Origin of the sequence: Nostoc sp. DedQUE09 (genome assembly GCF_034530915.1) — a bacterium.
GTDB lineage: Bacteria > Cyanobacteriota > Cyanobacteriia > Cyanobacteriales > Nostocaceae > Nostoc.
The window spans coordinates 1-12,250 of the sequence record NZ_JAVRCE010000033.1; the positions used below are offsets into that span (position 1 = coordinate 1).

General features: G+C 43.4%; 10 protein-coding genes. 8 read left to right on the plus strand and 2 right to left on the minus strand.

Going from position 1 to position 12,250, the window contains the following annotated elements:
• Window positions 1-65 precede the first annotated feature (65 nt).
• Window positions 66-1,106, minus strand: coding sequence for an oxygen-dependent coproporphyrinogen oxidase (hemF, locus tag RMY27_RS20485; RefSeq protein WP_322666249.1), 1,041 nt, complete (start codon window positions 1,104-1,106; stop codon window positions 66-68).
• A gap of 453 nt (window positions 1,107-1,559) precedes the next feature.
• On the opposite strand from hemF, the gene RMY27_RS20490 reads away from it, so the two are divergent.
• The 8 genes from RMY27_RS20490 to RMY27_RS20525 all read left to right on the plus strand — a co-directional run bounded on the left by RMY27_RS20490 (window position 1,560) and on the right by RMY27_RS20525 (window position 11,293).
• Window positions 1,560-2,084 carry a polyketide cyclase / dehydrase and lipid transport gene (locus RMY27_RS20490; protein ID WP_069070960.1) on the plus strand — a complete coding sequence of 175 codons (525 nt, stop codon included), beginning with the start codon at window positions 1,560-1,562 and terminating at the stop codon, window positions 2,082-2,084.
• A 365-nt stretch (window positions 2,085-2,449) separates the two neighbouring features.
• Window positions 2,450-3,520 carry an Mrp/NBP35 family ATP-binding protein gene (locus RMY27_RS20495; RefSeq protein ID WP_322666251.1) on the plus strand — a complete coding sequence of 357 codons (1,071 nt, stop codon included), beginning with the start codon at window positions 2,450-2,452 and terminating at the stop codon, window positions 3,518-3,520.
• A 160-nt stretch (window positions 3,521-3,680) separates the two neighbouring features.
• Window positions 3,681-4,994 (plus strand): rod shape-determining protein RodA, encoded by a 1,314-nt coding sequence (rodA, locus tag RMY27_RS20500; protein WP_322666253.1) that lies wholly within the window; start codon window positions 3,681-3,683, stop codon window positions 4,992-4,994.
• A 95-nt stretch (window positions 4,995-5,089) separates the two neighbouring features.
• Entirely contained in the window at window positions 5,090-5,287 is a 198-nt protein-coding gene (locus RMY27_RS20505; RefSeq protein ID WP_094351697.1) for an NAD(P)H dehydrogenase subunit NdhS, read from the plus strand.
• Window positions 5,288-5,366: 79 nt separating this feature from the next.
• On the plus strand, window positions 5,367-6,023 hold the full coding sequence (locus tag RMY27_RS20510) for an HAS-barrel domain-containing protein (protein ID WP_322666255.1): 657 nt from the start codon (window positions 5,367-5,369) through the stop codon (window positions 6,021-6,023).
• Between the two features lie 148 nt (window positions 6,024-6,171).
• Window positions 6,172-8,310, plus strand: a complete 2,139-nt coding sequence (locus RMY27_RS20515) for a cation:proton antiporter (RefSeq protein ID WP_322666257.1) — start codon at window positions 6,172-6,174, stop codon at window positions 8,308-8,310.
• 492 nt (window positions 8,311-8,802) lie between these two features.
• Window positions 8,803-9,753: a UDP-glucuronic acid decarboxylase family protein gene (locus tag RMY27_RS20520; RefSeq protein WP_322666259.1), complete on the plus strand. Its 951-nt coding sequence runs from the start codon at window positions 8,803-8,805 to the stop codon at window positions 9,751-9,753.
• 148 nt (window positions 9,754-9,901) lie between these two features.
• Entirely contained in the window at window positions 9,902-11,293 is a 1,392-nt protein-coding gene (locus RMY27_RS20525) for a UDP-glucose/GDP-mannose dehydrogenase family protein (RefSeq protein WP_322666261.1), read from the plus strand.
• Window positions 11,294-11,430: 137 nt separating this feature from the next.
• Here the strand turns inward: RMY27_RS20525 and RMY27_RS20530 are convergent, their stop codons facing one another.
• Window positions 11,431-12,225 carry a DUF2993 domain-containing protein gene (locus RMY27_RS20530; protein ID WP_322666263.1) on the minus strand — a complete coding sequence of 265 codons (795 nt, stop codon included), beginning with the start codon at window positions 12,223-12,225 and terminating at the stop codon, window positions 11,431-11,433.
• Window positions 12,226-12,250 lie beyond the last annotated feature (25 nt).

Consider the following 12,250-nt stretch of genomic DNA (forward strand, 5'->3'; position numbering starts at 1 on the left):
CACTCAGCACTCAGCACTCAGCACTCAGCACTCAGCACTCAGCACTCAGCACTCAGCACTCAAAACTATTTAGGTGTCCAATTGATCCAATCTTGAGGTTTAAGGAAAGTTTCATACAACTCGGCTTCAGGGGAATTGGGTTCCGGTTGATAGCCGTATTCCCAGCGTACTAAGGGCGGTAGGGACATGAGAATTGATTCGGTGCGTCCGTTGGTTTGCAGACCAAAAATAGTGCCTCGGTCATAAACCAAGTTAAATTCTACATATCGTCCCCGACGGTAGAGTTGAAAATTTCGTTGGCGATCGCCATACTCCATCCCATTGCGCCGTTCTACAATTGGTACATAGGCTGGTAAAAATGCTCTACCACAGTCTTGCACAAAAGCAAACAAATCTTCCCAATTGCGGGTTGCTGGTGTTCCCACCTGATTGCTATAAATAGCCGCTTCTCCATTGGCATTTGGGCCGCGGTATAAAGCACCCTGCCCATCTTGGTAATCAAAAAATAGACCACCGACGCCCCGTGTCTCATCACGATGCTTCAGGTAAAAATATTCATCACACCACCGCTTAAACACCGGGTAATACTCTGGGTGGTGTTGGTCGCAAGCCTGCTTTAATGTTTTGTGTAAATGTGCCGCATCTTCAGCAAAGGGGTAATAAGGTGTCAAGTCAAGACCGCCACCAAACCACCACACTGGCCCCGCTTCAAAGTAGCGATAATTGAGATGAACTGTGGGCACATAAGGATTGCGAGGATGTAATACCATTGAAGTGCCTGTGGCATAAAAGCCATGCCCTGCGGCTTCCGGGCGTTGGGTTAAAATTGAGGGTGGCAAATGGGAACCCTGAACTTCAGAAAAATTTACACCTGCTTGTTCAAATATTGCACCTTCTCGCAGCACGCGCGATCGCCCTCCCCCTCCTTCTGGGCGTTCCCAACTATCTTCATGAAACTTAGCCACACCATCTAGTTTTGCCAATGATTCGGTAATTTCGTCTTGCAGCTGTTTCATAAACTGACTGACCCTAGCCTGAGCGTTATCTGCTGGCAAAGACTTTGATGATTCTGCTTCTACAGTTGGTATTTGCGAGTTGGTCAACATAGATTCCCGAACCTAAATTACAATTTCCAGAAAGCCACAAATTTTTCATTTTAAAATTTGGGGGAAACACGCGCCAACAATCTAGCTTTATTTGCCCAACCCGCTTTTTTCTTCCTGGGTTAAGCATTTATCCGATTGATGGGCATCACTAGAGTTATTTTCCCTCAAATGCGTATAGGCTTGTATATTGAATTAGTTTTTTTTGAAATTCTTAATTGGAATATTCTGGTATAAAGACTAAATTTTAGTCTTAAGCTTGAGGTATCAACGATTTGACTGGCCTACTCAGAAATTTTTTGCCATATTGCTGATGTTGACTGTTAGGGTCTGTATCGAAATCGGGGCTTGCTATGATTTAGGACATTTTTGAGAAAGTTTTAATTTAGCAGTTAAGCGTAGTTGAACGCCATACCAGAGTTACCAGAAAAGTGTCTAGGGAGGAGGATTAGGAAAATGCAAGGTTGGTTATCCAAATTCATCCACCGCAAACGTCGTCGGTTTTGCGCTTCTCTGGTGTGGACGTATCGAGAGATTAGTTCTGCTTCTGTAGATGAACTGTGGCAAAAAGTGGTTGACTTAACAGATGTTTCTTGGCATCCACAACTTAAGAGTACTAATGTACCCCACGGATTAGTACCCAAACCAGGATTAATTTTTCAAGCTGTAACACGCTTTTCGCCGATTCCCATCAGAATTTTTGTGGAACGCGTCAATCCCAGAGAGATGCTGAGTATCCGCGTGATGGCGATTCCTGGAATAGAGGAACGGGTAACTTACCAAGTAGAGTCAACAGTTTGTGGTACTTGTTTGTCTTATTCTGTAACCCTACGGGGTTGGTTATCACCCCTGATTTGGTCTTTATCCCGTCCTTATGCAGACCGCGTTGCACGTTCTTTAGTCGAAGCAGTAGAAAAGACGGCATTACCAGCGGTATCTGGTCAGAAAAAATCCCTTAATGACAGTTGTTTTGATTTTTAGGTAGTGGGGATTGGGGAAGAAGCAAGGTAGCAAGGGAGCAGCACTTCTCTACGAAAGGCTGCACTTCTCTACGAGAGACTACGCTCAGTGACTACGCCAACGGCTACGCTCAGTGACCGAGGAGCAGGGGAGCAGGGGAGAAGAGTTTTCCCTTCAGCAAGAGTAGCACCTTGCCCTTCTATCTCTTTTCAATGCCCAATGCCCAAAGAAAGTTAAGATTCTATTAGGTAATAATGCTATTTGCTAAGTTTTATCACGGCAGTAACAGTGATAAAACTTAGCTGACCTTACTTAAGAAGGCATCCAGTTAATAGCTAAGATGTTCCCCCACAAGTGTATTTATTCTTTTTGAATTTTGAATTTTTATGTACGATGTCCTCGATTCCCGCTCTGTCTTAGAAATTTTGCGACCAGTGGAAGACCCAGAACTCCGCAAAAGTCTGGTAGAACTGAATATGATTCGCAACGTAAAAATTGACGGTGGTAAGGTTAGTTTCACTTTAGTATTAACCACTCCTGCCTGTCCTTTACGTGAATTTATTGTCGAAGACTGTCAGAAAGCTGTCAAAAAACTCCCAGGCGTGACAGATGTCAGTATAGAAGTGACGGCAGAAACACCCCAACAAAAAAGTTTACCCGATCGCACTGGCATTTCTGGAGTCAAAAATATCATTGCTGTATCCAGCGGTAAAGGTGGCGTTGGTAAAAGTACGGTTGCAGTGAATGTAGCAGTGGCTCTAGCTCAAACTGGAGCGAAAGTCGGCTTGCTAGATGCTGATATTTACGGCCCCAATGACCCCACCATGCTGGGTTTGTCTGATGCTCAAATTACTGTGCGTTCTAGTGAAACAGGTGACATTCTGGAACCTGCTTTTAATCACGGCGTCAAATTAGTTTCAATGGGCTTTTTGATTGACCGAGATCAACCAGTAATTTGGCGGGGGCCTATGCTCAATGGTGTAATTCGCCAGTTTCTCTATCAAGTTGAATGGGGTGAACTGGACTATCTGATTGTAGATATGCCGCCGGGAACCGGAGATGCTCAGTTAACTTTAACGCAAGCAGTGCCGATGGCAGGGGCAGTAATTGTCACAACGCCGCAAAACGTAGCTCTGTTAGATTCTCGCAAGGGATTGCGGATGTTCCAGCAAATGAATGTTCCAGTATTGGGGATCGTGGAAAATATGAGCTATTTTATCCCCCCCGATCAACCAGATAAGCAATATGACATCTTTGGTTCCGGTGGTGGCTCCAAAACAGCTGCTGAATTGGGAGTGCCACTCTTGGGGTGTGTGCCGCTAGAAATTTCCACGCGAGTTGGTGGTGATAGTGGTGTACCGATAGTTGTTGGCGATCCAGATTCAGCTTCAGCAAAAGCATTAACAGCGATCGCTCTTACCATTGCTGGTAAAGTATCAGTTGCTGCCCTGACATAATTATAAATTTTGATTTCTATCTACTTCCTGGGCTATGGCTTGGGAATACTAGGGACTGGGTATTAGGAAGTGGGGAAGCAAGGGAGCAAAGGAGAATAACCAATGCCCAATGCCCAATTCCCAATTCCCAACAATTAAAGCTAAAGTCTAAACTGGCACAATGTTGTTAAAACGATCGCTCCCCAAAATTCGCTGGAAGTCTTGGGTTAAGCCCTGGCAGCATGTAGATTGGCTACTTTTTTGTTTGCCGATTGCTGTCAGTATCTTTGGCGGCCTGATGATTCTCAGTACGGAACTGAAGCAGCCAGTAACTGACTGGTGGTGGCACTGGATGGTAGCGGGTATCGGCGTGCTTATAGCCCTATTTTTATCTCGCATCCGGTACGAACTTTTGATGCAGTGGCACTGGGTAACATACACACTGACGAACTTCAGTTTAATTGCCGTGATGATTGCTGGTACTAGCGCCAAAGGGGCACAACGGTGGATTAGTGTCGCCGGCTTTAATGTGCAACCCTCAGAATTTGCCAAAGTTGGCATGATCATCACCTTAGCTGCTTTGCTACACAGGCGGACTGCTTCTAGCCTAGAAGGTGTTTTCCGCGTTCTGGCAATCACCGCTATACCTTGGGGGCTAGTATTTTTACAGCCAGATTTAGCAACATCACTGGTATTTGGTGCGATCGTCTTAGGAATGCTTTACTGGGCAAATGCTAACCCAGGCTGGTTAATTCTGATGATTTCTCCGGTGGTTGCCGCCATTTTGTTTAGTATCTCTTGGCCTTTAACAGCGCCAATAGTTTTATTCAAAGAACTATCTTTTGGCCCATTAGGGATAGTTTGGTCAGTTGCAATGGCTATTGTGGGCTGGCAAACTCTTCCCTGGCGTCGATTTGGTTTAGGTGCTATCGGTGCATGGACTCTCAATATTCTGGGTGGAGAATTAGGAGTTTTCGCCTGGAACCATGTTTTGAAAGAGTATCAAAAAGACCGTCTGACTGTATTCATGAATCCCGATCACGATCCGCTCGGTGCTGGATATCACTTAATCCAATCTCGCATTGCTATTGGTGCTGGTGAAATTTGGGGATGGGGACTATTCAAGGGGCCAATGACACAACTGAATTTCGTACCGGAACAGCATACAGACTTTATTTTTTCCGCAGTAGGGGAAGAATTTGGTTTTGTTGGTTGTTTGGTAGTGCTGTTTGTCTTCTGCTTAATTTGCTTCCGTCTACTGCATGTTGCCCAAACCGCCAAAGATAACTTTGGTTCTTTGTTGGCTATTGGCGTTTTGTCCATGATTGTGTTTCAGCTGATTGTCAACATTGGTATGACTGTTGGGTTAGCACCTGTGGCAGGAATTCCCCTACCTTGGATGAGTTATGGGCGTTCTGCGATGCTAACCAACTTCATTTCCTTGGGAATAGTAGAATCGGTAGCAAATTTTCGACAAAGGCAGAAGTATTATTGATTCGTCATTAGTCATTTGTCCTTTGTCCTTTGCTAATGACAAATGACTATTAACAAGTATTAAGCTATTAAAAGGAAACAAGCGAGGCTAAAAAAATGATTCTGCCTGGAGCAACTGTTCGCGTCAAGAATCCCGCAGATACCTATTATCGCTACGAAGGACTCGTGCAACGGGTGAGTGACGGCAAAGTAGCCGTATTATTCGAAGGTGGTAACTGGGATAAATTAGTTACCTTCCGTCTGAGCGAATTGGAACTCGTAGAAACCACTGCCGGACGTAAAAAAGCCAAATAAGATTAGTCATTAGTCATTTGTTCTTTGTCATTTGGCAAAAACTAATGACTAATGACCAATGACTAATGACTAAATTACTATGCGCCTCCCTTTACCACAGTTTGCCACTGGCGATCGCCATCCCAACCACATTGCGGAGGTGATTGAAACTACTAGTACCGAATTTTTAGCTCAGTGTTTAGAACCGGAAGATTTAAGCTTTCCCTCGATGCCACCCTTTGGTAGTTGGGTCTGTTCTGTAGATGAAGAATCTGGCAATCAAATTTATGCTGTAGTCTATTATGCTACAACTATGCCCATAGATTCCGTACACAGGGCGAGGGCATTAGGGTTGTCCTTGCAAGATTTACGGGAGGAACAACCCCAAATATTTGCCATGCTCCGCACAGAATTTAGGGCTGCGATCGTGGGATTTGAACTATCTTCGCAAAATAAAAGTTATAACCAAAGAGTATATCAGTATCTTCCACCCCGTCCCCCACAAATTCATCAAGCTGTTTATCGATGTGAACCAGAAGCTATCATTAAATTTACTGAAGAACTAGATTTTTTACGGACACTGCTGTGTATTAATGGTGCGCCAATCGAGTCTTTAACCGCAGCTGCCATTCGAGATGTATACCAGTTACGCAAAGCTGACCGAGAATGGTTAATTAAAGCTGGACGTAACTTAAGTGTGTTACTGAAAGATGACTACGATCGCTTACGGTTCATTTTGAGTCAAATCCACCCGTAGGTAGTTAGTTCTTAAATAATTGCCTAGTTAGTGTAAATTAAGAAGATTTTTGATTTTTCGTCAGGTGGCTTCTCTATTTATTCATATTGATCGGGCGATCGCCCCCAAGGTAATCGCTGTTTTACCATAGCCCCTTCAATTCCTATATATGGAACTAATATCACAAGTTCTTGTTCTGGAACCAACTTCCCAAGTTCTTGGCAAAGAACCAATTGTTCCCTTTGCTATTTTGCTGGTGGTCATCTTAGTTATACCCATCATGTTTGAACGGCTAAGATTACCAGGATTAGTGGGTTTGGTTTTCTCAGGGCTAGTACTTGGGCCTTCAGGTTGGAATCTTTTTCAGTCTGACTCACCGATGATTAACCTACTCTCAGACATTGGGTTAATTTATTTGCTGTTTGTCGCCGGGCTAGAAATCGATTTAGAACAGTTTCGCCGGAAAACAAGTCGTGCCTTTGGGTTTGCTAGCTTTACTTTCTGTGTACCCCTAGTCATGGGAACCTTAGTAGGGCTGATTTTAGGCTATGGCTGGAATACTTCAATCTTAATTGGCTCTTTATTTGCTTCCTATACCCTTTTGGCATACCCCATAATCAGCCGTTTGGGAGTGGTAAACAACGAAGCTGTTACTGTCACCATTGGGGCTACGATTTTTACAAACATTGGTGCAGTACTGATATTAGCCATTTGTGTAGCAGTCTCTCATACTGAAGCATTCAGCTTTGCGAGATTACTCACTTTGTCAGGTTGGTTAATTATCTACTCTGTGGCCGTTGTGACAGGCTTTGATTGGGCAGGCAAAGAATTTTTCAAACGCTCTGGAGACGATGAAGGAAACAAGTTTTTGTTTGTGTTGCTTTCTGTGTTTCTGGCAGCTGTGGGCGCTCAATTGATTGGGGTAGAAAAAATTGTTGGTGCTTTTTTAGCGGGTTTGGCAGTGAATGAAGCTGTGGGTGAAGGCCCAGTCAAAGAAAAGGTGGTATTTATTGGCAGTGTGCTGTTCATTCCCATTTTCTTTGTTGACCTTGGCTTACTGATCGATCTACCCGTCTTTGTAAACAATCTGAATACGCTCAAGTTAACGCTATTGATCGTAGTTGGTTTGATTATCAGTAAATTGATCGCAGCTTTGTTGACAAAACTGGTTTACCGCTATAAATGGCAAGAAATGCTAACGATGTGGTCGCTGTCACTTCCCCAGGTTGGTACAACGTTAGCAGCAACGTTAGTGGGATATCAGGCTGGGTTACTGCCACTAGAAGTATTACACAGTGTGATTGTCTTAATGCTCGTCACATCAACCTTGGGACCGTTGATCACCAGTCGAACAGCTGTTGGTTTGAATTCCCCACCAGATGAAGATCCAGCACCACCCCTAGCTGAGGAGAACACATCAGAAACAGACAGTGCTTTTACTATAGTCGTACCTATATATAATCCTCAGACCCAGCAGTATTTGACTGAAATGGCGGCATTATTAGCGCGTCAGTCTGAGGGCAAAATTATACCCCTGGCGATCGCTACTGCTGCTGCTCACATGGATGCGCCCCAGTTAGAAGCGTCTCTACAACGGAGTGAGTGGTTATTGAATAAAGCCACTAAACAAAGTCGAGCTTTAGGCGTAGCCGCAGAACCAGTGCTGCGAATTGATGATGCCTTTGCTCAAGGAATTAGCAGAGCGGCTCGCGAACAAAAGGCTAATTTAATTGTTATGGGTTGGGGTAAACGAACTGGGTTGCGAGCGCGTTTATTTGGAAATGTGATTGATGGTGTGCTTTGGGCATCTCATTGTCCAGTAGCGGTAACACGTTTAGTACAATCACCGAAAAAAATTCAGCGAATCTTAGTACCAATAGAAAATTTAACAGCGCCGACATTACAACCTGTACAACTTGCCCAAATGCTCGCAGAGGCAAATCAGAGCCACATTACTGTGCTGAATGTGTGCGATCGCCGTACTAGTTCTAGTAAAATTGCTTGGAGGCGATCGCATCTCTCCTTATTGGTATCTAAATTGGCTTTAGCCAATGCCCCAGAAATTCAAATCATCGCTCACGAAAATGTTGCCCAAGCAATTTTACAGGCAGCAAGATTATATGATTTAGTAGTTTTACCTTTTATACGTAATCGTACTAGTCCTGGAGGGTTAGCCATTAGCGATGTCACAACCCAGTTAGCCAGACAACTGACCTGCTCAATTATTATGCTTGGAGAACCGCAACGCACTCAAAGCACAAATTTAATTCTCTCTACCACGGTTAACAGCATTACATCTGCTGTATGATGTAAGGCAGAATACAGTTCAAGTAAGTGGACTTGGGCTACGTTAGCGTAGTCCGCACTTCGACAAGCTCAGTGACCGCCGGAGGCATCAAATTTCCTCAAATATTGGTAATAAATAGAATCGGCTGTAGAGGTTTACGTCTGTATTATTTGCATATATTTTTAGCGCGAGTGTCAACCCGATCTCGACTAATTTTTGGTATCCAATTAAAAACTTAATAACCGTAAAAATACTTTATATTTTTGAAGATTTGATAAAGATCGGCAGAACAACAAACAATTTTTAAAGAATATTTGTTATTTTGCTAATTGAATTCTTAAGAAAACAGGTAAAAATATAACAAAACTACAACTGTGAAAAAATAGGTAAGTTCAACAACAATTTTTGATTGAGCCTTGTTCGTTTTTTTGTTTTGTATTTTTGTACCCAAGGTGGGTAATCTAAAAGTAAGTGCAATAGCTACTGAAAATATTTGTAAGTAACTGGGAAACTATGAGAATTTTGGTGACGGGCGGTGCTGGGTTTATTGGTTCCCATCTCATCGACCGACTAATGACTGCTGGCCATGAAATAATATGCTTGGATAATTTTTACACCGGTCATAAACGCAACATTTTGAAATGGTTAGGCCATCCGTACTTTGAATTGATCCGTCACGATATTACCGAACCAATTCGGTTAGAAGTCGATCAAATTTATCATTTAGCTTGTCCTGCTTCACCAGTACATTACCAGTACAACCCAGTTAAAACCGTTAAAACTAACGTGATGGGAACACTAAATATGTTGGGGCTAGCTAAACGTGTGAAAGCGAGGTTTTTCTTAGCTTCTACTAGTGAAGTATACGGAGATCCAGAAGTTCATCCTCAAACTGAAGAGTATAGAGGTAGCGTCAATCCCATTGGAATACGTTCATGCTACGACGAAGGTAAAAGAATTGCTGAAACTCTAGCATTTGATTACTACAGGCAAAATAAAGTTGATATTCGAGTTGTGCGGATATTCAACACCTACGGACCGAGAATGTTAGAAAATGATGGTCGGGTGGTGAGCAACTTTATAGTTCAAGCCTTGCAGGGTAATCCTTTAACCGTGTACGGTGATGGTTCACAAACTCGTAGTTTCTGCTACGTTTCCGATTTGGTAGAAGGATTCATCCGCCTAATGAATAGCGACTACATTGGCCCAGTCAACCTGGGTAATCCTGGTGAATACACGATTTTACAATTGGCACAAACTGTGCAAAATATGATCAATCCAGACGCGCAGATTAAATTCGAGGCACTACCTTCGGACGATCCCCGCCGTCGCCAGCCTGATATCACAAAGGCAAAAACTTGGTTAAATTGGGAACCTACCATTCCTCTACAAGAGGGTCTAAAACTAACAATAGAAGATTTTCGCGATCGCATTCAAAGCGATGTCAATAATTCAAGCACCTGAGTGGCGTCTAGCGTCGCTCTAAATTTTTATGCAGGCTAATTCCATCAGTAGCTAGTATATTTAGTTGCTGAGTTTTCCCAAATGTGTAAGTGTAAACTTGAGAACTTCTTTTTGAAGATTAAGCCCAAATAAGTGAGGAGTTAAATAAATGCGTGTTTGCGTGATTGGTACTGGTTACGTTGGTTTAGTTACAGGCGCTTGCTTGGCTCATATTGGGCATGATGTAATTTGCGTAGACAACAACGAAGAAAAAGTTAAGTTAATGAAGTCTGGGCAGTCTCCAATTTTTGAGCCGGGACTCTCAGAAATTATGCAGTCTGCCATTCAAACAGAGAAGATTCACTTTACTAGCGATCTTGCTGCTGGAGTTTCCCACGGAGAAATTCTGTTTATTGCTGTGGGAACGCCACCTTTGCCCACTGGTGAAAGTGATACTCGTTACGTTGAAGCTGTAGCCCGTGGGATTGGGGAAAATCTCAACGGTGGTTATAAAGTCATAGTGAATAAATCTACAGTACCCATTGGCTCAGGTGACTGGGTGCGGATGCTTGTTCTAGATGGTGTTGCAGAGCGGCAGAAAACACTGATACCTGCGGGTGGAGTGCCGAGTGATGAGAAATTATCTGAATTTGTAGCCGAGTTTGATGTAGTCAGCAATCCAGAGTTCTTGCGCGAAGGTTCGGCAGTTCACGATACTTTTAACCCTGATCGTATTGTACTAGGAGGCAATAGCCAAAGAGCAGTAGCTTTAATGCAACAACTCTATGCCCCAATTGTGGAACGCAAGTACGCTGACGATCAGTCTTTACCTCCAGTGCCAATTTTGGCAACAGACCTGAGTTCGGCGGAGATGATTAAATACGCCGCTAATGCCTTTTTAGCCACTAAGATTAGTTTTATTAACGAAGTTGCTAATATTTGCGATCGCGTCGGTGCTGATGTCACCCAAGTAGCTAGAGGTATCGGTCTAGATTCCCGCATTGGTAACAAGTTTTTACAAGCTGGTATTGGTTGGGGTGGTTCTTGTTTTCCCAAAGATGTCTCCGCTCTGATTCACACTGCTGATGACTATGGTTATGAAGCCCAACTACTAAAATCTGCTGTCAGTGTCAACGAGCGTCAGCGGTTGATTGCTTTGGAAAAACTCCAACAAGTTCTCAAAATTCTCAAAGGCAAAACAGTCGGACTACTCGGACTGACCTTCAAGCCCGATACCGACGACTTGCGCGACGCTCCAGCACTCAACCTAATTGAGCAGCTAAATCGGCTGGGAGCTAAAGTTAAAGCCTATGACCCCATTGTTTCCCAAACAGGTCTACGTCATGGGCTTTCTGGTGTGTTAGTAGAAACCGATGCCGAAAGACTTGCTGACGGCTGTGATGCCTTAGTACTTGTCACCGAATGGCAGCAGTTCAGCACTCTCGACTATGTGAAGATGGCAAAATTGATGGCCCACCCCGTTATCATTGATGGTCGTAACTTCCTCGACCCCGAAGCAATGATACGGGCAGGATTCCAATATGTAGGCGTGGGAAGATAAAAAGTTAAAAGTTAGGAGTAATTAATGACTCCTAACTTTCTTCAAAACCTAAAGATTTAAACTACCGCCTAAAATCATTTAGGCGGTATTTAATTTGTTTAAAGCTTCACTTTAATTTGTTTACCTATAATCTTAGATTAAGGACTATTTGGAATACGTTCAATTTCAGCATATCCACTGAAAATAATTTTTTGACCTTCAGTTTCTAATCGGTTGAGGCGCATTTTCACTCCATCAAGGTCAAAACGATCCAAATCGACCATATTATCTAAAATTTCTACCAGCGCTACGCTCAAGGTTTGCGAGATTTCTCGTTGTGCTTCTGGCACTTGGTCAAGTTGAATTTTTGGATCTTTGAAAGAAACTCGCCGCCGTCTTTCAATACCTACAGTTAAAATCATGCTCAGGGGTACAAGTTCGCCATTATTTAAATCTGCTTTTGCTAGAAGCTGTAAGCGATTTTCTGGCAATAGCTGTACCTGAACATCTGTAAAGGAGACTGGTTCACCGCCAGATAATTCTGTCAGTGATGGTACGGTGAGGTTAAGCAAGCGCTTTTTCACCAGTTCCGCATTAAAGGCTTGGTTTATGCCTGCTTCTGATAAGATTACTTGAGCGATCGCTTGAGTAGGTTGCTTAAGGCTAAGTTTGCCACTTAAAACCGAGCCGAAGTCAATGGCCACCGCATCAGTTTCAAACGACATCTCTTCAACTGCAAAATCTCTCCGAATCACCAAGCCACGGCCGCTCATTTTGAAGCTATCAATGCTGCCTTGCAAGAGCTTGCTGGAGGGGTAGCAGCGCACAAAGACTTCTACTGACTCGCTTTGGGTAAACAGGTGGCGAATCGTTTGGCTGGCGACTGTATTGAGCATCCGCTCTCCCCAATCTGTGCCTTTAGGATTTTGTAAACCAGTAAGTCCGCCGAACATGTGGTTTTAAGTCTCTAGAAGTTCT